At 70.4% G+C, this 20,914-nt stretch carries 17 protein-coding genes; 4 read left to right on the top strand and 13 right to left on the bottom strand.

What is annotated here, in order from left to right; genetic code table 11:
• Positions 1 to 3 precede the first annotated feature (3 nt).
• On the bottom strand, positions 4 to 1,248 hold the full coding sequence (locus tag AB0L53_RS16645; protein ID WP_363993985.1) for an isochorismate synthase: 1,245 nt from the start codon (positions 1,246 to 1,248) through the stop codon (positions 4 to 6).
• Between the two features lie 217 nt (positions 1,249 to 1,465).
• Between AB0L53_RS16645 and AB0L53_RS16640 the strand changes: the two genes are divergently transcribed.
• Positions 1,466 to 2,302: a GDSL-type esterase/lipase family protein gene (locus AB0L53_RS16640; RefSeq protein ID WP_363993982.1), complete on the top strand. Its 837-nt coding sequence runs from the start codon at positions 1,466 to 1,468 to the stop codon at positions 2,300 to 2,302.
• A 43-nt stretch (positions 2,303 to 2,345) separates the two neighbouring features.
• On the opposite strand, the gene AB0L53_RS16635 is transcribed toward AB0L53_RS16640, so the two are convergent.
• Positions 2,346 to 3,059 (bottom strand): HNH endonuclease family protein, encoded by a 714-nt coding sequence (locus AB0L53_RS16635; RefSeq protein ID WP_363993980.1) that lies wholly within the window; start codon positions 3,057 to 3,059, stop codon positions 2,346 to 2,348.
• 203 nt (positions 3,060 to 3,262) lie between these two features.
• On the opposite strand from AB0L53_RS16635, the gene AB0L53_RS16630 reads away from it, so the two are divergent.
• Entirely contained in the window at positions 3,263 to 4,168 is a 906-nt protein-coding gene (locus tag AB0L53_RS16630; protein WP_363993977.1) for a trypsin-like peptidase domain-containing protein, read from the top strand.
• A 7-nt stretch (positions 4,169 to 4,175) separates the two neighbouring features.
• On the opposite strand, the gene AB0L53_RS16625 is transcribed toward AB0L53_RS16630, so the two are convergent.
• From AB0L53_RS16625 to AB0L53_RS16605, 5 genes are all read right to left on the bottom strand, one after another.
• Positions 4,176 to 5,534, bottom strand: coding sequence for a glycosyltransferase family 4 protein (locus AB0L53_RS16625; RefSeq protein ID WP_363993975.1), 1,359 nt, complete (start codon positions 5,532 to 5,534; stop codon positions 4,176 to 4,178).
• Between the two features lie 156 nt (positions 5,535 to 5,690).
• Positions 5,691 to 8,804, bottom strand: a complete 3,114-nt coding sequence (locus tag AB0L53_RS16620) for a S41 family peptidase (RefSeq protein WP_363993972.1) — start codon at positions 8,802 to 8,804, stop codon at positions 5,691 to 5,693.
• Between the two features lie 60 nt (positions 8,805 to 8,864).
• On the bottom strand, positions 8,865 to 8,993 hold the full coding sequence (locus AB0L53_RS16615; RefSeq protein WP_358540947.1) for a hypothetical protein: 129 nt from the start codon (positions 8,991 to 8,993) through the stop codon (positions 8,865 to 8,867).
• Between the two features lie 113 nt (positions 8,994 to 9,106).
• Positions 9,107 to 11,098 (bottom strand): translation factor GTPase family protein, encoded by a 1,992-nt coding sequence (locus tag AB0L53_RS16610; RefSeq protein WP_363993969.1) that lies wholly within the window; start codon positions 11,096 to 11,098, stop codon positions 9,107 to 9,109.
• Between the two features lie 283 nt (positions 11,099 to 11,381).
• The gene (locus AB0L53_RS16605; protein WP_363993966.1) at positions 11,382 to 12,458 is read right to left on the bottom strand and encodes an Rv2578c family radical SAM protein; all 1,077 of its coding nucleotides are present in this window, start codon (positions 12,456 to 12,458) and stop codon (positions 11,382 to 11,384) included.
• 133 nt (positions 12,459 to 12,591) lie between these two features.
• Here AB0L53_RS16605 and AB0L53_RS16600 point away from each other — a divergent pair, with 133 nt between their 5' ends.
• Both AB0L53_RS16600 and AB0L53_RS16595 read left to right on the top strand, forming a co-directional pair.
• Positions 12,592 to 12,873: a DUF3040 domain-containing protein gene (locus AB0L53_RS16600; protein ID WP_358443073.1), complete on the top strand. Its 282-nt coding sequence runs from the start codon at positions 12,592 to 12,594 to the stop codon at positions 12,871 to 12,873.
• Positions 12,874 to 13,038: 165 nt separating this feature from the next.
• Positions 13,039 to 13,734, top strand: coding sequence for a PadR family transcriptional regulator (locus tag AB0L53_RS16595; RefSeq protein ID WP_363993963.1), 696 nt, complete (start codon positions 13,039 to 13,041; stop codon positions 13,732 to 13,734).
• Between the two features lie 158 nt (positions 13,735 to 13,892).
• Here the strand turns inward: AB0L53_RS16595 and AB0L53_RS16590 are convergent, their stop codons facing one another.
• The 6 genes from AB0L53_RS16590 to AB0L53_RS16565 all read right to left on the bottom strand — a co-directional run bounded on the left by AB0L53_RS16590 (position 13,893) and on the right by AB0L53_RS16565 (position 20,856).
• Entirely contained in the window at positions 13,893 to 15,470 is a 1,578-nt protein-coding gene (locus AB0L53_RS16590) for a penicillin-binding transpeptidase domain-containing protein (RefSeq protein ID WP_363993960.1), read from the bottom strand.
• Positions 15,471 to 15,543: 73 nt separating this feature from the next.
• Positions 15,544 to 16,203, bottom strand: coding sequence for a lysophospholipid acyltransferase family protein (locus tag AB0L53_RS16585; RefSeq protein ID WP_358443064.1), 660 nt, complete (start codon positions 16,201 to 16,203; stop codon positions 15,544 to 15,546).
• Between the two features lie 248 nt (positions 16,204 to 16,451).
• Positions 16,452 to 17,048, bottom strand: a complete 597-nt coding sequence (locus AB0L53_RS16580) for a CoA pyrophosphatase (RefSeq protein WP_363993957.1) — start codon at positions 17,046 to 17,048, stop codon at positions 16,452 to 16,454.
• 73 nt (positions 17,049 to 17,121) lie between these two features.
• Positions 17,122 to 17,865 (bottom strand): siderophore-interacting protein, encoded by a 744-nt coding sequence (locus AB0L53_RS16575; RefSeq protein ID WP_363993954.1) that lies wholly within the window; start codon positions 17,863 to 17,865, stop codon positions 17,122 to 17,124.
• Positions 17,866 to 18,035: 170 nt separating this feature from the next.
• The gene (locus AB0L53_RS16570; protein WP_357951874.1) at positions 18,036 to 18,560 is read right to left on the bottom strand and encodes a PadR family transcriptional regulator; all 525 of its coding nucleotides are present in this window, start codon (positions 18,558 to 18,560) and stop codon (positions 18,036 to 18,038) included.
• Positions 18,561 to 18,684: 124 nt separating this feature from the next.
• The gene (locus AB0L53_RS16565; RefSeq protein ID WP_363993951.1) at positions 18,685 to 20,856 is read right to left on the bottom strand and encodes a polysaccharide lyase family 8 super-sandwich domain-containing protein; all 2,172 of its coding nucleotides are present in this window, start codon (positions 20,854 to 20,856) and stop codon (positions 18,685 to 18,687) included.
• Positions 20,857 to 20,914 lie beyond the last annotated feature (58 nt).

Genomic DNA, 20,914 nt, shown 5'->3' with positions numbered 1-20,914 from the left:
ACGTCATCCCTCGAGGGCGTACTGCATCACGCGGAACTTCGCCTGCGCCTCGGCGAGTTCGGAGCTCGGGTCGGAGTCGCCCATGATGCCGGCACCCGCGAACAGGCGCGCCCGGCGCCCCCGGACGATCCCCGACCGCAGCGCGATCCCCCACTCCCCGTCCCCGTGCGCGTCGATCCACCCGACCGGACCCGCGTAGCCCGCGCGATCCATCCCCTCCAGTTCCCGGATCACCTTGATGGCGGTGTCGGTGGGCGTGCCGCCGACGGCCGCGGTCGGGTGCATGGCGGCGACCACGTCAAGCACTGACGCGCCGTCGGCCAGGCGCCCGGTGACGTGGCTGGCCAGGTGCTGGACGTTGGGCAGCATGAGCAGTTCAGGCTCGTCGGGCGTCTGCAGCGACGAGCACAGCGGGGCGAGCGTCTCGCGTACGGACGCGATCGCGCACTCGTGCTCGTGCCGGTCCTTGGCCGAGGCGAACAGCGCCGCGCCGCGCGCCAGGTCGTCGGCCGGACCGGTGCCGCGCGGCGTGGTGCCGGCCAGGACGAGCGACTCGATCTCCTTGCCGGTGCGCCGGATGAGCAACTCGGGGGTGGCGCCGACCAGGCCGGCGACGGAGAAGGTGTAGCAGTCGGGATAGCGCTGTGCGAGGCGGTCGAGCAGGAGGCGTACGTCGATCGGCCGCTCGGCCGTGGCGATCAGGTCGCGGGCCAGGACGACCTTCTCCAGCTCGCCCTCGCGGATGCGCCGGGTGGCCTGGGCGACGACATGCTCCCATTCGGGGGCGGACAGGCTGCCGTCGCCGTAGCTGATGCGGCCCGGATCGCGTACGGGCGTGAGGGGTTCGAGGCGCGCGTCGCCGATGGTGGTGAGCCAGGCGCGGCCGTCGCGCCGGGCGAGCACCGCCTGCGGCACGACGAGGACGGAGCCGGCGGCGTTCTCGTCGAAGGTGAAGGAGCCGAAGGCGACGGGCCCGACGCCGGGCATCCCGCCGGGACCGTCGAAGTAGCCGTCCATGTGGGCGTCGCCGAAGAGGTCGGCGAGCCACCGGCTCGCCCAGGCGAACCGGTCGGGACCTGCGGGAACGGCCACCCGCGCGGCCTCACCCCAGCCGACGAGTCCTTCGCCGTGCCGGATCCAGGCATAGGGGGCGGCGGTCCGGGGCAGGGAGGCCAGCAGGTCACCGGGGTCACCTATGGGGGCGGTGCGAACCGGTAGCGGGCGGGTGGTTCCGAGCGCGACACTCACCCAGACACTCTATGCGGGAACTGAACACGTTCGACTGGGACCCCCGTGAATGACCGGTTACGGTCAATGAACCCAGATAAAGGGGGAACCCGCATGATATTCGGAGCATCCTCATCGGACGAGGACTGTCAAGCAGCGATATGAACACGGTCCCGAGATGGCAGATGTTGCCTTGACGACATAGTCGGCCTCCGCGCCCATCCCTACTTTGGGCCGCATGATCACTCGTCTCGCACCCCTCTTCGCCGCTGCCCTCGTTCTTCTCGGTTCCGGTACGGCACACGCGTCGTCCTCGGCGGAGCCCGTCCCGGAGGTCATGGCGGCGTTGGGAGACTCGGTCTCGGCGGGGTTCAACGCGTGCGGCTGGTACGTCTCGTGCACCTCCCGCTCCTGGTCGGCGGGGGACAACGCCGAGGTGACCAGCCATTACCTGCGGCTGGCCGGGCTGAGCCGGTCGATCATGGGGCACAATCGCAACTTCGCGGTGCCCGGGTCGACGAGCGCGGACCTGATGGGTCAGGTGAAGCAGGCGATCACCGCCAAGGCGACATACGTCACAATCCTCATCGGCGCCCAGGACGCCTGCAAGCCGGCGGAGAAGGACATGACGCCCGTGCGGGTCTACCGGCAGCGGCTCGACGCGGCTCTGGCGGAGTTGCGGGCCGGGGTGCCGGGGGTCAGGGTGTTCTTCGCCAGCATTCCCGACCTGCGCCGGTTGTGGCAGGTCGGCAAGAGCAACGCGCTGGCCCGCACGTTCTGGACGCTCGGCCGGATCTGCCCCACGATGCTGGCCTCCCCTTCGTCGGCCAAGCCCGCGGACGTGGCGCGGCGGGCCAGGGTGCGGGCGCGGGTGATGGCCTACAACCACGAGGCCGCCGAGGCGTGCGCGACGCTGGGAACCGCGTGCCGAACGGATGGGGGCGCGGTGTTCGCCTACCCGTTCACGCTCGACCACATCAGCAAGTGGGACTACTTCCACCCCAACGCCCAGGGGCAGCGGGCCCTGGCCCAGCTGACGTTCAAGAACGGCTTCGAGTGGATCGACGTGCTCTGAGGGGCGCTGGTCAGCTGAGCGGTGCTGGTCTTCTGAGCGGGGGTCAGCGGCACTGGGCGAGCATGGCGTTCTTGTCCGCGCGGGTGACGGGCAGGTCGTACTTGAGCGCGACCTGGGTGAAGCGGGTGACATAGGCGCAGCGGATACGGTGTTGCGGCGGCAGCCAGCCCGCCGGCCCTGAGGCGTCCTTCTGCTCGTTGGCGGCGCCGTAGACGGGCAGCAGGTTGAGCGGGTCGTTGGCGAAGTCCACGCGCTTGGACATCGACCAGCGCGGCGTGCCCATCCGCCAGCCGTAGGCGAGCGGGATGACGTGGTCGACCTGGATCTCGTCGGCGTGGTCCTTGCGCCAGTCGATGGTCCGGCCGGTGTAGGGGTCGGTCAGGACGAGGGAGACGACCTCGCAGCGGGAGCCCTGGCGATATTTGACGTCATGGCCGTCGCGGGCGAGCAGGTCGTCGCGGGTACGGCAGCCGTTGCGGGCGTACGGGACGCCGGTGGCGGTGTCGGCCCAGTTGTCGCCGTACCTGGTCCGCTCGTAGCCGGTCTTGGGGCCGCGGCCCTTGACCCGGAGTCGCTTGATGAGGGTGCGGGCGCTGGCCCGGTCGGCGTCGGTGGCGATGGGGGCGAGTCCTGGGCGGGTTCCGCTGGTGTTGGTGAGGGGGCTGGCCGCGGTGGCCGGGCTGGTCTTGGTGCCGCCGACGAGGGAGACGACCAGCACGCCCCCTGCCAGGAGGGCGACCGTTTCCTTTGTGCTCAAGTACGCCTCCGGGGATTCTTGGGCACAGGTTCTCTAGAGATCAATTCCCGACATTGTGGTGTTTGACACAGTGAGAGGTTTGAGGCGGCAGAGAGAGGGGTGTGTGGCGCACGGTCTTGTTGATCCGGGCGTGGATCTTCATGGGTGGTGGCCGTTTTCTCAGTTGCGGAGTAATGATGTAAGCAACTGAGAAGGGTGTCGTCATGGATGATTACTCCCGCGTCGTCTCCTCGGTGGCGGCCGAGCTGCTGCCGAGGGTGGCCAGTGTTCGGGCGGACCGGGGCAGCGGGTCGGCGGTGGTCTTCACGGCCGACGGGTTCCTGTTGACGAACGCGCACGTGGTGGGCTCGTCGAGGGCGGGCACGGTGGCGTTCGCCGACGGGTCGTCGGGTGAGTTCCTGGTGGTGGGGCGCGACCCGCTGTCGGATCTGGCGGTGATCAGGGCGCAGGTGACCACGCCCGAGCCCGCCGTCCTGGGCGACAGCGACGAGCTGGTGGTGGGACAGCTCGTGGTGGCGGTGGGCAGCCCGCTGGGGCTGGCCGGTTCGGTGACGGCCGGCGTGGTGTCGGGACTGGGACGGTCATTACCGGCCCGGAGCGGTCAGGCCGTACGCCTCATAGAGGACGTGATCCAGACCGACGCGGCCCTGAACCCCGGCAACTCGGGAGGAGCGCTGGCCGACTCGCGGGCGCGGGTGGTCGGCGTCAACACGGCCGTGGCCGGCGTCGGGGTGGGGCTGGCCGTGCCGGTCAACAGCACGACGCGGGCGATCATCGCCACGCTGATCAAGGACGGCCGGGTACGACGGGCCTACCTCGGGCTGGTGACCTCGCCGGCTCCGCTGAGCGAGCCGCTGCGGCGGCGGACCGGCCAGGACCGCGCGCTGCGGGTGGTGGAGGTGATGCCCGGAACGCCCGCAGACCGGGCCGGCCTGCGGGCGGGGGATCTGGTGCTGAGCGCGGACCGCCATCCGGTGGGCGACGCGCAGAGTTTGCAGCGGCTGATGTTCGCCGAGGCGATCGGGCGGTCCCTGCCGATCACGGTCCACCGAAACGGGGCGCTGGTGGACGTCATCGCGGAGCCGGTCGAGCTGACGAGCCGCACTTAGTCGGCCGTCAGGAGGACCGCGGAGTCTGCGCGGGCTCGGCCGGCGCCGGTGCGGATTCCGCGGGTGCCGGTTCGGCCGATGTCGGTTCCGCGGGCGTGGGCGGCGTCGGCTTGACGTAGGTGCCGTTGCGGCGGGCCAGGAGTTCCTCGAACAGGGCGTCCCACTGGGCGCCGATGACGTCCACGTCGTACGTGCGCGCCGTCTCCAGCGCCCCGGCCGCCAGGCTGCGGCGCAGCTCCTCGTCCTCGATGACGCGCAGGAGCGAGGTGGCGAGGTTGGCGTTGGTACGCGGCTTGACCAGCAGCCCGTCGACCTCGTCGGTGATCATTTCCTTTGGCCCGTGCGGGCTGTTGAAGCTGACGATGGCCAGCCCCTTGGCCATCGCCTCCAGGATGGTCATCGGGAAGCCCTCGTGGCGTGAGCTGAGCACGAAGACGGATGCCTTCTCCAGTTCGGCGCCGACGTCGGAGGTGGCGCCGGGCAGCTCGATCTGGCCTTCGAGACCCGCGTCGATCACCTGCTGGCGCAGGTTGTCCTCCTGGGGGCCGGCGCCGTAGATGCGCAACTTCCAGTCGGGATGGGTCTTGGCGACCTCCTCCCAGGCGACGATGAGCCGGTGGAAGCCCTTGAGGCGGGTCAGTCGGCCGACGGCGATGACGACCTTGGAGTCGAGCTTGGCCACGTCGCCGGTCATCGGCGGCACGGCGTTGGGGATGCGGATCAGCCGCTTCGGCTTCTTGGGCAGGGCGGCGCGGTAGTCGCGCAGGTCGGCCTTGGTGAGGGTGGCCAGCGCGTCGAAGCGGCGGTAGCGCCACTTGATCAGCTCCTGCACCGCCTCCGGCTGAGTGCGCAGCGCGACGTGCTCCTGGCCGATGGTGATGACGCTCGGCAGCGCTAACTGGGCCATCGCCAGGTTGAGGCCGGGCCTGGTGGAGATGAGGATCCCGGTGTCGAGCGAGCGGATGTAGCGGGCCAGCTTCAGGTCGGTCCACAGGTTGAAGCGGTGGAACGCCGACTCCTCCGGCGGGATGAGCTTGCTCGGCCTCTTCGACAGCATCGCGCGTACCGGATCCGGGCCGGGGTTCAGCCGGTCGTCCAGGAAGCGGAACTTGACCCGCGGGTCGATCGGGAAGAAGGGCTCCTCGGCCTCCTTCAGGATGCTGACGATCTCCACGTCGTGGTTCTCGGCCAGATAACTGGCGAGGTTGAAGACGGTCCTGATCGTGCCGCCCATGCCGTACGCGTGCAGGATCAGAATCCTGACCTTGTCCGTGGACGGCGGCGGCGCCTTGCGCACCTTGCGGCGGTTGTAGCCCTTGTACAGCCGGACCATCGCCGACTTGCCCTTGCGTGCCAGTGCGCGCACCTGAGAAGTCCCCCTTGAACCGAGAGTGTCACTACACAAGTGGCCAGTGGCGATCTGTGCGAATTCGCCACCGGCTTATTGTCCCGCTTCGGTGGAGTGTCCTGTCCATCCCCGAGGACTAACCCCACGCATGATCTATAGACGTTGCAAATCCTCTTAAGGTTGCATCCGTGGCCGATGTGTTGGATCCGGGGTGTGCGGGGGGTGTTCGGCCAGCAGCCCGAGTATCACGTCGATGGCCTTCTCGAGCTGGGTGTCCGTGCCCGCCGCGTAGTCCTGCGGGGTGATGTCGATCTCTATGTCCGGGTCGGTGCCGTAGTTCTCGACCTGCCAGCCGACGTCGTCGAAGGCGAAGGAGAACTCTGGCTGTGTGGTGACAGTGCCGTCGGCCAGCCGGTGCCGCGGCCAGATGCCGATGACCCCGCCCCAGGTTCGCTTGCCGACGAGCGGGCCGAGGCCCCGCAGCTTGAAGGTGTGGCTGAAGATGTCGCCGTCGGAGCCGGCCCATTCGTTGGTGATGGCGACCAGCGGGCCGCGCGTCGACTCCGGCGGGTAGGGCTCGGGATCGCCCCAGCGGGGATAGTCGTAGCCGAGACGGCGACGGGCCAGCTTCTCCAGCAGCAGTGCCGAGACGTCGCCGCCGCCGTTGAAGCGGACGTCGACGATGAGGGCCTCACGGTCGTGCTCGGCCAGGAAGCCGCGGTGGAACTCGGCGAACCCGTCGGTTCCCATATCGGGAATGTGTAGGTATCCGACGCGGCCGTCCGAGCGCTGATGACAGCGGGCGCGGTTGAGGTTGACCCAGTCGCGGTAACGGGCGGGCCCCTCGTCGGCGATGGCGCGGACGACGGCGGTGAAGACGCGCTCGTCGCGGCGCAGGGTGAGCTCGACCTCCTCGTCGGCCTGGTTGACCAGGCGTTCGTTGGGGGTGGCGGTCTCGCCGATGGGGGCGCCGTTGATGGCCAGGACCGCGTCGCCCGGCCGTACGTCCAGGCCGATCCGGTTGAGCGGCGAGGTGGCCTCGGGGTTCCACGCGTCGCCGGTGACGATGGCGCCGATGTGGTAGACGCCGTCGCGATAGTCCCAGTCGACGCCGAGCTTGCCCTGCGTGTAGTCCGGGCCCGGCCGGTATTCGCCGCCGCTCTCGTAGGCGTGGCTGGTGGCCAGCTCCCCGTGGAGCTCCCACAGCAGGTCGGAGAATTCGCCGCGGGTGCTGACGCGTTCGACGAGCGGCAGGTAGCGCTCGTAGACGGCGTGCCAGTCGACGCCGGCCATGTCCTCGGTCCAGAAGTTCTCGAGCTGCAGGCGCCACGCCTCACGGAACATCTGCCGCCATTCCGCCGCCGGGCAGACCGACACCTTGATCCGGGACAGGTCGATCCACCCGCTCTCGCGGCCCGGAGTGTCGTCGTCGTCGGGTGTCTCGGTGGCCTTCAGCACGCGCAGCCGGTCGCCCGCCCGGTACAGGAGCGTTTTGTGATCGCGGCCCAGCTCGAAGTCGCTCACGCCGCGGGCGAAGGTCTCGCGCTCACCCTTGGTGAAGTCGTACAGGTCCAGGATGCTCTCACCCTGCAGCGGGCTGCTGAGAATGAGGGCCTTGCCCGGCAGCCCGGCGACGCGCTCGTAGCGGCCTTCCGGCAGGGGAAACGGGGTGACGCGGCGGGCCAGGCCGTCGAGGTCGACGCGCAGCGGCTCGGGCTCGCCCTCCTCCTCTTCCTCTTCCTCCTCATCGTCCTTCGCTCCCAGAGGGCGGGGGGTCGGGACGAACGGGTCGGGGACGTCCCGTCGCAGCGCGATGGCGTAGGGGCGGGTGCCGAGGGGGAAGCCGAGGTCGAACTGGAGCTGGTCGTAGACGGGGGAGAAGACCCGCTGGCCGATGAAGTAGAGATAGCGGCCGCGCGGGTCGAAGGCGGGGCGGGAGTCTTCGAGCAGGGGCTCGGTGGCGGCGACGGTCTGGCCGGTCGCGGGGTGGTGCAGCATGATCGCGGCGGTGTGGGCGTTCAGCGGGGTGGCGTACGCGAGCCAATGGCCGTCGTGCGACCAGGCGGGGTCCGCCGGCGGGCCGTGCGGGTTGGCCTCGACGAGTACGGCCCGCCCGGTGGCCAGATCGACGAGGTGCAGCTCGTCGCGGTGGTTGGTCACGGCGACGCGGTCGTGGGCGGGATCGGGCACCAGCGCGGTGATTCGCCCGAGCCGGGCGATCTCCGGGGCGGCCGGGTCGCCGAGGATGACCAGCCGTTCCTCGTCACCGTCGTCGCTGGCGGCGGCGATGAGGCGGCGGCCGTCGTTGAGGAAGGTCAGGAAGCGGTAGCGGACGCCGTCAGGCTCGCCGTGCTGCCGGACCGGCCCTTCCCAACCGGCCATGGTGTACGCCTTGCCGCGCGCGGTGACGGCCAGGGCGCTGCCGTCGGGAGTGAGCGTGGCGCTCTCGAGATAGTCGTCGGCCTCCACGAACCTGCGGTTGCGCTGGGTCCTGGAGCTGGCCAGCCGTACGTCGATCCGCTGGGGCGCGTCCTCTGGATCGAGCAGGTAGAGGTCGGCGCCCGCGTGGTAGACGAGGCGGTGGCCGTCCCCGGACAGATTGCGCGCGTAGTAGTCGTCGTGGTGGGTGTGCTTGCGCAGGTCGTCGCCGTCCGGAGTGCAGGAGTAGACGTTGCCGACGCCCTCATGGTCGGACAAGAAGCAGACGCGGTCACCGCTCCAGCAGGGCGAGGCCAGATTGCCGGGCAGCCGGATGAGCCGGCGGAAGCGGCCTTCGCCGTCGGGGTCGATCCACAGGTCGCCGACGGTGCCGCCGCGGTACCTCTTCCAGCGCGCGGGATCGGCGGTGTTGCGGCCCAGGACGATCATGCCGCGGGGGCCGTGGGCGATGGAGTTCGCCGGTCCGTACGGCAGGCGGTGCGGCACGCCGCCCGGCGCGACCCGGTGCAGCCACTTGCGGCCCTCGAACGGCTGGCACTCGTCGCTGGCGTACAGGATGCGGCCCTCGGGGTCCCAGCCGGTCACGGTGCAGCGGGCTCCGTGATAGGTGACCCGCCGGGCCGCGCCCCCGTCGGCGGGCATGACGTACACCTCTTCCGGGCCCTCCTCGCGCCCGACGAAGGCGAGCTGGTCGCCGCGCGGCGAGATGCGCGGGTAACCGGCCTCGGCGAGCCCGGCGGTCAGACGGAAGGCGCGACCCCCGAGGGCGGAGACCATCCACAGGTCGTCCTCGGCCGCGAAAACGACCACGTCCTGGAAGATGGAGGGGAAGCGCAGGTAGGCGGACATGTGTGCTCCGTGATCAGGCAGCCGGGACTCCGGCCGCGGCTGCCTGATCCTTTCACCGTGTCAAGCCACGTCCGGCTTCCTGGGCTCCTTCTTGGCGTCCTTGACGTCCTTGTCCTGGCGGGCGGGCTTGATCGTCTGTTTCTTGGTCTTGCCGGACTTGGCGGCCGGCTTCTTGTTCGTCTGAGCCATTGGTTCCCCCTGAACGGATGATGTGGGATAAGTACATCAACCGCCTTAGTACCCATTTCCGGCAGAAAACCGACATGTGAAATAACTGTAAGCGGATGAACGGTCACATATCGTTACCTTCGGGTTGGGCGGTCTCCGAAGGGCCGCGACCACCACACGCCCTCGCCATGCGACAGGCCGGGCAGCGCCAGCTCGAAGTCACGCACCGCTACGGCCGGGATATCGCCGCTGACCAGCCACACCGCCTCCCGCCGCACGGCATCGGCCACCACGGCGCCCAGCGCCGCCAGCCGTACGGTCGCCGCGCTCAGCGACTCCGGCGGCACCTCCAGCTCGAAGCGGTGGCACGGCTCGTACACCCGGGTGCCCGCCTGACGCAGCGCCCGCCGCAGCACGTTCGTCGTCCGCCCGCGGAAGTCGGCCGCCGTGGTGATCGGGCTGGCATAACCGGTTCTGGTCAGCGTGACCAGGAGGTCGGTGACCGGCCAGCCGTGCGGGCCCTCGGACAGCGTGTCGCGTACGGTGTCCTCGATGGCCCGGTGGAAGGCCAGCGGCAGCGACCCCAGATCCACGCCCAGCCGGTATCCGACGCCGGACCCGATCGCGGCGGGCTCCACCCGCAGGCCGACGGTGGCGACGAAGTCGTTGCGGCCGTGGCGGGCGATCTCCTCGACGACCTCCGCCCGGCGCGCGGGCCGTTCGAGATAGACGGGCCGGGTCGGCTCGAACACCGCCTCCACCCCGAACTCCCCGGTCAGCGTCTCGGCGATGACCTCCTTCTGTACCTCCCCGTAGAGCAGTACCGACGTCTGGCCGCCGGGCAGGGCGCGGGTGCCGATCAGCGGATCCTGCTCGGCCAGGGCGGCGAGCGCGGCATGCAGCCGGCCCTCCTGCCCGGGAACCCGCGGCCTGACCACCGTCTCCAGGCTGGGCGCCGGGAAGTGCCCGCTCTTGGGCGCGTCCTCTGGTGCGGTGCCGAGGCGGCTGCTTGGCGGGATGCAGAGCCGGTCGCTTGGCGGGAGGCCGAGGTGGTCGCCGACCCGGACCTCGGGCACGCCCCACATCTTGGCGATGTCCCCGGCCGCCGCCTGCGACTCCGCCGACCCGGCCACACGCACCGCGGTCGGCCGCCCACCGTACTCCTCCACCGTCCCGTCACGGCGCAGGCGATGGAAGGGCACCCGCTGCCGCGCCCGCAGCACGCCGGACCGCATCCGCAGATAGGCGACCTTCTCCCCGGCGGCGCCCCGCTCGATCGCGAACACGGTCGCCTTGAGCGCCTCACCCGATGCGGCCGTGGCCGATCCGGGCATGTTCGGTATGGCCGTGGCGGGTAGCAGCCGGAACCCGTCGAGCAGATCGCCGACACCCCGCCCGGTCATCGCCGACCCGAACAGCACCGGATGCAGGACCCCCTCGGCGCACTGCCGGGCCATCGCCGCCCACACCTGCGGGCCGCTCGGCGCCCGCCCCTCGACGAGCGACTCCAGGATGCCGTCGTCATGCTCGGCCAGGATCTCGGCCACCTCGCCGCCGACCGCCTCACCGCCAAGGAGAGAATCGCCGGAACCGTCCGCCTCGTCCGGGCCGATGATGCGGCGCGTGCGGGCATCCCGACCGCCGATCTTCTCGACGGTGTTCAAGGCGACGGTGTGCGGCGAGAGCCACCGCCGGATGTCGTCCAGCAACTCCCGCTCCCGGGCTCCGGCCCGGTCGATCTTGTTGACGAAGATCAGCGTAGGCACCCGCAGCCTGCGCAGCGTCTTCATCAGCAGCCGCGAGTGCGGCTGAACCCCTTCGACGGCCGACAGCACCAGCACGGCGCCGTCGAGCACGCCGAGCGCGCGTTCGACCTCGGCCACGAAGTCGGCGTGGCCGGGTGTGTCGATGAGGTTGACCCGTAGGTCGCCCACGGTGAAGGAGGCGACGGCGGTGCGGATGGTGATGCCGCGGCGCCGCTCGATGGCCCCGCTGTCGGTCTGTGTGCTGCCGTCGTCGACGCTGCCCAGCCGGTCGATCGCGCCGGTCCGGAACAGCAGCCGCTCGGTCAGGCTGGTCTTACCCGCGTCTACGTGCGCGAGGATGCCGATGTTGAGGATGTACATGCGTGGTCGAAGCCTCGAGAACTCTCGTGCCAATGGGGCGCTGGGAGACTCGAAGGCACCGCATTACATGCTCCTGCTGGTCGACGTCAGAAACGGCCTCATGATGTCACTCGCGTCGGCCGCACTGCCAGCGATTTATTCGCGGCTCACTCGCCCGTCGGCCCGGACAGGCCGAGCAGCCGCGCAGTCACAGGCCGGAGAGGCTGAGTTGGTCGCGCCTCGCCGGTCGGAGGGGCTGGCCTGCCGCACCATCACAGGCCATGCAGGTCGACCTGCCGCACCGTTACAGGCCGGGGAGGCTGAGTTGCCGCGCCGTCGGGGCGGGCCGGGCCTGTGGAGCGGGCTCGGGGTGGGCCGGTGGCGCGAGCTCGGCGCGTGGCGGGAGGCGGCGGGCTGAAGCCGCGGTCACCCGGCCGACACCGTGGCGTCGGGCCAGCTCCTTGACCTGGTCGGTGATGCGCTGCTGATAGGCCTGCGGAGCGTACGCGCCCCTTCCGTACAGCTCCAGATAGCGCGGCACGAGCCGAGGATGCTCGCGCGACAGCCACCTCAGCCACCACTCGCGCGCCCCGGGCCGCAGGTGCAGGACGATGGGCGCGAGGTGGGTGGCGCCCGCCTGGGCGATCTCCTTGACCGTGCGTTCGAGCTGGTCGGGGGAGTCGGTGAGGTACGGCAGGATCGGCGCCATCAGCACACCGCAGGGGATGCCGTTGTCGTTGAGTGTGGCGCAGACCTCCAGCCGTCGCAGCGGGGCGGGGGTGCCGGGCTCGACGGAGCGCCACAGATCGGGGTCGACGAAGCCGACCGACACGCTGGCGCTCACCTGGGTGACATCGGCGGCCTCGGTCAGCAGGTCGAGATCGCGCAGGATGAGCGTGCCCTTGGTGAGGATCGAGAACGGGTTGGCGGCGTCGCGCAGGGCGGCCAGGATGCCGCGCATCAATTGGTAACGGCCCTCGGCCCTCTGGTAACAGTCGACGTTCGTGCCCATGGCGATGGGGCCGCCGTGCCAGCGCGGCGATGCCAGCTCCTTGCGGGCCAGCTCGGCGGCGTTGACCTTGACCACGATCTTCGAGTCGAAATCGGCGCCGGCGTCGAGGTCGAGATATTGGTGGGTCTTGCGCGCGAAGCAGTAGACGCAGCGGTGGCCGCAGCCCCGATAGGGATTGATGGTGTGCTCGAACGGGACCCGGCTGGCCGCCGGCACCCGGTTGATGATCGAGCGGGCCTGGATCTCGTAGAAGGTCATCCCCTTGAACTCGGGAGTGTCGAACGTGCGGGTGACCGCGCCGCGGGCGAACAGCGGCACGGCCGGATCGTCCCGGCCGGAGTCGGCCAGGCGCAGGTTGTCCCAGCGCATCCCATGATTAGAACAAAGGTTCGACGATGATCGCAAATGAAAAGAGGTGGCAATTACCTGCTTGGGCGGGGGCTAATGATCTTCATGGTTGGGCAGAAACCCGGCACAGAGCTTGCGTTCCGGAGGTGCACCCATGGCCTGGTCGCAGGACGAGGAGCGGATGCTGGCGCAGATCGAGCAGCACCTCGTCGACGACGATCCGCGACTCGTGGCGAGGTTGGAGTCGTTCAACGAGCGGGCTCGTCGCAGCGAGGAGAAGGTCGACGGGGAGTCCGGCCGCCGGCGCAGGCCGCGCCGCTCGACGGTCATCATCCTGATCAGCTGGTTGTTGATCGCCACTCTGGTCGCCACGCTGCTGATCATGGTCCTGCAGCACGAGGCCGCGACGGCCCTGGCGCTGGCCGCCTCGCTCTAACGCATCTCCCGAAATATCCGGCGCTTCGCGACGCCAGACGCCAGACGCCAGGCGCCGGGTCCGCAGGCCGCGATCTCGCCCGCCTTGAGACACAAGCCCTATTGCTCCCGGAATACTCGCATGCGTATAGTCGCCCACGAATATTCGTCTACGAGGATGGTGTGGGTGGCGCAACGACGCCGGGTGGCCAATCTGCTGGCCCTGGCCGTGCTCACGGTGGTCGCGGAACGGCCGATGCATCCGTACGAGATGGCATCCGTCCTGCGGGCCCGTGGCAAGGACCGCGAGACACCCATCAAGTGGGGCTCCTTCTACACAGTGGTACGCAATCTGGAGAAGCACGGTTTGATCGCGGCCACGCAGAGCGCCCGGCAAGGGGGCCGGCCCGAGCGGACCGTCTACCGCATCACCGCCGACGGCCGCGAGGAGGCCGAGGACTGGACGCGCGAGCTCCTGGGGACTCCCGAGCGGGAGCCGACGGGGTTCGAGGCCGGGCTGTCGGTGATGGGCGGGCTCGACCCCGACGAGGTCACCGCGCTGCTCCGGCGGCGGCTCGCCCTGCTCCGCGATCGGATCGCCGTCCAGCGCGAGACCCTCGAGGTCGAGCGCGGCGAGATCCCGCGGCTGTTCCTCATCGAGTCCGAATACGCCCTGGCCATGAGCATGGCGGAGGAGGCGTGGACCGGGGCGCTGCTGGCGGAGTTGGCGATCGGCACGTTCCCCGGCCTCGACCAGTGGCAGGTCTACTACCAGAACACCCGCACCGCACCGGTCCCGACGGGCCCCGCGACAAGGGGCCACACGGACGAGACCGGGCCGATGGAAAGAGCCCGCCTGGACAGAGGCGGCCTGGCGGGCTGACCGGGTCGCAGAGGGCGCAGGTATGGGGGCACAAGTGACCCGATCGAATCACGGATGGCGGTGGAATGTGACCGCCTGGGCACAGGTGGCCCGATCGAGTCACGGATGGCGGAGAAACGTGGCCGCCGGGGCATAGGCGGCCTGGGGGCCTGGTCGGGTCACAGGTGGCGCAGGAAGGTGGCCGCCACCGGGGCCGCGATCTTGCCCCCGGTGCCGCCGCCCTCCACCACCACGGCGAAGGCCACGTCATCCTTGAACCCCATGAACCAGGCATGAGTTTTGAGCTTGTCGCCGGTGCCGTACTCGGCCGTGCCCGTCTTGCCGTGCGTGCCCGAGGGCAGCCCGGACGCCTTGGCGGTGCCCTTGGAGACGACGGCGGCCATCATGGCGTGCAGGTTGGTTTTGACGCCTTCGGGCAGCGGCTGCTCGGCCGCCTTCTGCTTCAGGTCGGGCACCAGCGTGGGCGGCCGCCAGGTGCCGTCGGCGATGGCCGCCGCGACCGAGGCCATCGACAGCGGACTGGCCGTGATCCTGGCCTGCCCGAACGATTCGGCGGCCAGTTCGGCGTCCGACTCGGCCTTGGGGAAGCTCGCCTTGGTGGCCGACACCCCGATGTTCAGCGGCTGGTTGAATCCGACGTCCTCGGCCGCCTTGAGCAGTTTGTCGGCGCCCAGGCGCGTCTCGGCGAGCGGCGCGAATGTGGTGTTGCACGAGTGCGCGAAGGAGTCCAGGAACGACAGCGACCCGAACTCCTCCTTCTCCGAGTTGCGGATCTTCAATCCGCCCACCGTCGCGTACATCGGGCAGCTCACCTTGTCCTCCGGCGACATCCCGGCCGCCAGCAGCCCGATCGCGGTGACGGCCTTGAACGTCGAGCCCGGCGGGTAGCGGCCGTCGAGCGCCCGGTTGAAGCCGCCCTGGTTGTTGACCACGGCCAGGATCTCGCCCGTACTCGGCTTGATCGCGACCATCGAGGTGGGCTTCTTGACGTCCTTGACGGCGGCGACCGCGGCGGCCTGCGCGCGCGGGTCGAGCGTCGTCTTCACGTCCTCGCCGTCGCTGCCCTCGATCGTCTGCAGCGTCTTGTCGCCGACCTTGATCTCGGTCGCCGGGGTGCCGGCCAGCTGCTTCTGGAACGTCTCCTGCAGCCCGCCCCGGCCGATGGCCTGCCCGACCTGGTAGGAGGAGCCGAGCTTGGCCACGTCCTTCTTGGTCGCCTTCTCGAGGTAGCCGACGAGCTGTTGCACCGACCCGCCGGCCGAGTCGTCGTCGATGCGGCCGTCGTCGGCGTCGGTGATCTTCGCCCGGTCGGGCCAGCGCGTCTTGAGCGCGAACGTGGCGCCGGCGGTCAGCGACGGATGCAGGGTCTTGGGTGTCCAGTCGACCTTCCAGGCGCGATCGGCCACCTTCAGGTCGATCTGTCCCTCGTAGGTCCAGTCGCCGATGTTCTTCAGCGTCAAGGTCGTGGTGTACGGCACGCGGGCCCGGTCGTCGCCGGACTTGGTGACGGTGCCGAGCTTGACCGAGGTCGACTCGACCGCCAGGCCGGTGCGCATCTGGTCGTACGCCGTCAGTTGCTGCGGCGCGGCCAGCGTGGCGCTCATGGCCGCCTTGTCACCCGACTGCCAGGCGGCGGCGAAGAGCCGCGCCGTCTCGGCGGGTGTGCCTCTCGTATGAAGCACGTAGTACGCGCCACCGGCAGCGGCCCCCGCCGCCAGCACGGTGACGCAGGACACGATCGCGATGGTGCGGCCACGCGCCACTGGTCAGCCCCCAGGTCATCGACAGGTTGCAGAGCTTAGCGACAAATTAGGACATATTGCTGGCAGCTTTGAAGCTCGACGCATAGGTCGGCACGTATTCCTGGCCGGACAGCTCCCGGATCGCGGCCATGATCTCGTCGGTCACCCGGCGGCGGTCGCGGGCCTTGCTGTGGTCGCCCTCGAACCGCATCGGCGCGCCGATCGTGATGCCGATCCTGGCCGGGCGCGGCATCTTGGCGCCGACCGGCAGCACGCGTTCGGTGCCGCTGAGGGCCACGGGCAGTACGGGCGCGCCCGTCTTGAGCGCCAGCCAGGCCACGCCGATCTTGCCGCGGTAGAGGCGGCCGTCGGGGGAGCGGGTGCCCTCGGGGTGGATGCCGAACAGCTCGCCGCGGTCCAGCAGGTCGGCGGCGGCGTCGAGCATCTCCTGCGCGGCGTGCGCGCTGTCGCGGTCGGTGGGCAGGCTGCCGCCCAGGCGCATGAACCAGCCGGAGACCGGGTTGCCGGAGAAGTATTCCTTCTTGGCGGCGAACGTCACGTGCCGCGGCAGCAGCGCGGGCAGCAGGTAGGAGTCGAGCACCGACAAGTGGTTGGCGGCGAGAATCGCCGGTCCCGTCCTCGGCACGTGCGCCGCGCCGGAGATGTGCGGGCGGCACATCGCATGGGCGATCGGCGTAGCGGCGAACTTGACCACTTCATATAGCAACGGGCTCTCCTGGATGATCGGCGGTCCGGCCACCCACCCTAGAGCAGGCGCCCCGGCCGAAGCCGGGGCGCCTGAAAAGCCTAAGGCCGATGTGGCGGTCGCCTCCTCGGCGAGATGCACAACACGGCTCCAGCCGAACGGTATTCCGTGAAGGCGGTAATTTGCGGCCCGGGGGACACAGACCACATCGGCCATTCGATGCTAACGGACATCCGGCGGCACGTATTCCACCGGCCCAAAAGAAACGGTCAGGTTCTGGTCCAGTGTGGCTGTGCGACGTCGAAGACCCGCAGCTCACGGCCACGCAGAGCGACCTCCGCGAACTGCCACAAAATCGCCCCCGTCGGCGCGTGGACGACGATGGAGGGCCCCAGCGGCATCTGCAGCAGCCCACCGCGCCAGCGCGGCACCCCCGGCGCCAGGAACCGCTCCAGCGGCACCGCGTGCACCGAGGCCACCTCGTGCGCGTCGGCGACCGGTCGCTGCTCCCCGCCGAAGGCAACCACCGGTGTGATGACGAACCCCGAGTCGGTGACGAAGTCGTCGAGCAGCCCCGCCACCTCGACACCGGTGACGGCCGTCTCCTCGGCCAGCTCCCGCAGCGCCGCCTCGACCGGCTGCTCGCCGTCGTCGAGCCGCCCGCCCGGCAGCGCCCACTGCCCGGGATTGCGCCCGCGCGGCGCACGCCTGATGAGGATCGTGTACGGCAGGCCGGCCGGGTCCCTGAGCACGCACACCGTCACGGCGGCCCGGCGCACCCCCTCGGCCGGAGGCACCTCCCGGCGGTCGAAGGCGGTCAGGCGGGTGGTGACCAGCTCACGCAACTCATCGATCGGAGGAAGCACCAGCACAGGATCTCACGCCCGCTATATCCACCTATGTCAGTCGAGAGAGCGCTTGCCGGGCGTACAGAAGGTGTCAGTCGAGTCCGCGCTTGCCGGGCGTCCAGAAGGGCTTCGTCCGTACGTCCCCGCGCTGCCAGCCCCGCTCGCGTACGAGATGCGCCCGGACGGCCTGGATCGTCCTGGCCTCCCCGGCGAGGTAGGCCACCCCGGGCTCGTCCGGCAGGTCGAGCTTCCTGACGGCCTCCACCAGCAGCTCGGAGCTCGCCGCGGACGCTCCGTCGCGGCAGACCCGGGTGAGCTCGCGCGGCAGGTCCAGGTGGTCGCCGGGCCCGTCGGCCTCCACGGCCCCGAACACCGTCTCGCCCAGCGGCAGCGCGCGCAGCATCGCGCCGAACGCGACCGACGCCGTCTCCTCCCCGGCGAACAGGTGGTAGGGCGCGGGGCGTACCACGAGACTGCCTTCCGGCTTGGTGAAGGCGATCTCCTGGCCGGGGCGGGCGTTCCTGATCCAGGTCGTGCCCGGTCCGTCGCCGCCGTGGTCGAAGCCGATCAGCTCGATGGTCTGCCAGCTGGGGTCGTGGTGCCAGATCGAGTACGTACGCAGGGCGTCGGTGACCTCGCCCCGTAACCACGTACGGGCGGCGAAGATGTCGTTGACCACCAGCCGTACGTGCTGCCCCGGGGTCCACTTCAGCTCGCCCAGGGCCTCGCCGCCGATCTTGATCTTGCGCATGCGCGGCGTCACCTGCTCGGTCTCCAACACCTCCCCGACGACGAACAGCCGGTCGCGCAGAGCGCGGGTGATGGTCGTCTTCATTCCAACTCCTTGCTGAGTGCGGACGCGGACTGCGCGCGTACGGGCTAGGTGCGTACGGGCTGCGCGCGTACGGGCTGTGTGCGGGCGGGCTGAGCGAGAACGTGCGGACCGGCTTGTGTGCGGACCTGTGGCCGGGCTGGGCGCGGACCTGTGGAGCTGAGCGCGGATGGTCAGCGGCGGCGGGGGTCCAGCTGCTCGATCCGGCGCCGGGCCTCGATGAAGATCGTCTGGATCTCGTCGACCACCCGGGGATCGCCGTGCGCGTGGGCGAGTGTCTTGACCGCGGCCTTCACCAGGCGCAGGGCCGGGCCGATGATCTCGGCCGCCTCGGGCTCGCGGAACATCCCCCACTCGCCCCGGCTGGCCGCCCGCGCCCAGAGCCGGTCGATCTCCTCGGCCTGCTCGCCGACCACGCTCTGGCCCGCCTCGGTTATGTGGTGCACCTTGCGGCCCTCGGCCGCCTCGACCCGGACGAGACCCTCGTCCTCCAGCATCTGCAGCGTCGGGTAGATGGAGCCCGCGCTGGGCTCGTACGTCCCGTTGAACCGGTCGGCGAGGCGGTTCATCACCTGATAGCCGTGGCCGGGCTGTTCGGCGAGCAGGGCCAGGATCGCCAGGCGCAGCTCACCGGGCCCGAAGAAGCGCCCCGTCGGCCCGAGACCGCCTCCGCCGGGCGCGCGGCGTGCGTTCATCATGGCTCGGATGCTATATCGAACGATATAGCGAAGTAAACATCAGCTCCGCGTGAAGGCCAGCCCTCGTGCGTCGTGGCGGGCGGTGAGGGTCATGCAGCTGCGGTCGCAAGGGACCGCGTAGACCTCATCTCCGGGTGAAGGTCAGCTCTCGCGTGTCGTGGTGGGCGGTGAGGGTCACGCCGCTGTGGTCGCAGCGGACCGACTGCAGCAGGGGAGTGTTGGACAGGACGGTGACACCGGGGTCCGCGCAGCGCGCGGCCGTGGCCGCCGCGTCCGCGCCGGGCAGGACCAGGCACGCGTACGTGGCGCCGACCGGCCGCGGGCCGTGGTCGAAGCCGACGGTGAACACCTCGGCGGCCAGCGTCTCGGTGGAGCCGGTCGCGGTAATGTCCGACCAACTGCCGCTCCGGCGCTCCACCCGCGCCGACATCGACTCCCGGTCGGACAGCGGCAGGTAACCGATCTGCCCCTGATGCACGAAGGGCCCGGTCGTCCCCGGCCCGGTAGCCAGCGGCCCGGTGGACAGCGGCCTGGTGGTCAATGGCCTGGTGATCGGCGGCCTGGTCGTCAGCGAACCGGTGGACAACGGCTCGGTCGTCCCCGGCCCGGTGACCGACGGACCGGTCGTCAGCGGACCGGTCGCCAGGCGCTGGTCGATCGTCGTCATCACCGGGTACTGGGCCGACGGCGCGGTGATCCCGGCCCCGAGCGCGACGAAGACGTCATCGAAGCAGAACCACGCCTTCCAGCCGTCCGCGATCCGGTCGGTCCCCGCCAGGCGCATCACGGCCATGCCGTGGCGGCCGTCCGTCCAGCCGCCGACATCCGGCGACGCGCCGTGCCGGCCGTTGGGGCGCGGGAGGAGCGCCGCCGGGTCGGGCGGCTGCTCGGCGGTCACGCCCGGGAGTCGCGCCCAGTCCCACAGCGGGATGACGGCCCGGTAGCCGTCCTCCGGCCCGTCGCCGACCCGGATGGGTGCGACGCCGTCGCCGAGGTGGCGGCCACGCAGGTTCTCTCCGTTCATGCTCTCGGTGGGCGCGGTACGGGTGGACGACATACGCACGGACACCGACCAGCCGGGCCGCCGGTGCACGAGATAGTCGGAACGCGGGTAATAACGACACCCGACGGGCCCGGCAGTGAGTCCCGCAGTCGGCTGCTCGGCCTCGACCTCGACCTCGGCCTCGACCTCGACCTCGACCTCGGCCTGGGCCTCGGTCTGGGCCAGCTGTTGCTCGAATGCCGCCAGCTCGGTCTGTCGGGGTGCACCGGCCGCGCGCAGGCGGCGGATCGCGGTCCGCAGGTCGGGGGTGGGTCGGTGGGCGTCCGCTCGGGTGATGTTGCGGCCCATGGTGGTGAAGTCGAAGCTGCCTCCGTGGATCGCCCACTGCAGGCCGTCCAGCAGGAAATCGGTGAAGAAGCCCACCTCGGCGGCGCCGAACGCCCACGGCGTGCCGTACACCACATAGATCCACAAGCCCAGGTCGGCGGCCAGCGCGAAGCCGTAGCCGCCGGAGTAGAGCTGCGCGCCGTGCTGGTGGAAGCTGAAGTCGTCCTGGATCCCCTCGTCGCGGGTCGGCCGCAGGGTCGTCGCCATCCGTGCGACCGCTGAGGAGACCAGGTCGGCGTCGTCCACCAGCAGGCCGTGGCGCAGGACGACCGCCTGGGTCCAGACGAGGTTCTGGCCGGTCATCTCCCCGGGGCCCGCGCAGCCCGCGAGCCAGGCGCCCCAGGCCACGCGCTCGGCCGGGTCGAGCCGGTCGGCGAGCAGGAGGAGGGTGTCTCCGGCCAGTTGGGGTGCGGCGATCTCGTTGTACCACCAGTTGGCGCTGCGTGGCCCGTGGCGGCGCCAGGCGTCGAGGGCGGTCAGCGCGATGGGCTGGTGCTGTGGGGAGAGCGCCAGGGAGAGGGTCCTGGACAGGTGTTCCAGCGGCGCCCAGTTCCGGCCGTCGCCCCGGTCGGCGTAATCGAGGTCCGGCCACGTGCCGTCAGCGCCGGGCCGGTTCACCAGAGGACTGGGCCCGGCGGCGCCGGGATCGGCCAGCGGGCCAAGGGCATGGCCGGTCGGGAGATCAGGGTCAGGACCGGCGAGCGGGCCGGGGATCGGGCCGGTTGAAAGGTCGGGGACAGGGCTGACCAGCGGGCCGGAGATGAGGCCGGGGGCGGGGCTGGTCGGCAGGCCAGGGGCGGCCAGGCCGGTGGCTGCGCCGACGGCGGTGGTGCCGGAGGCGGTGTCCAGCAATTCGTGGCGCAGCCGGGCCCTGGCCGTTTCGAGGGCCGTTTCGAGGTCTGGCATGTCGCTCCTCAATCGTGGCGCAGCAGGACGAAGGCGCGTCAGTCGTGGCGCAGGGGGA

Source organism: Nonomuraea sp. NPDC052129 (genome assembly GCF_040680095.1).
Taxonomy (GTDB): Bacteria; Actinomycetota; Actinomycetes; order Streptosporangiales; family Streptosporangiaceae; genus Nonomuraea.
Note: the sequence above shows the minus strand (reverse complement) of the source record. Positions and strands in the feature narration are given on the sequence as shown.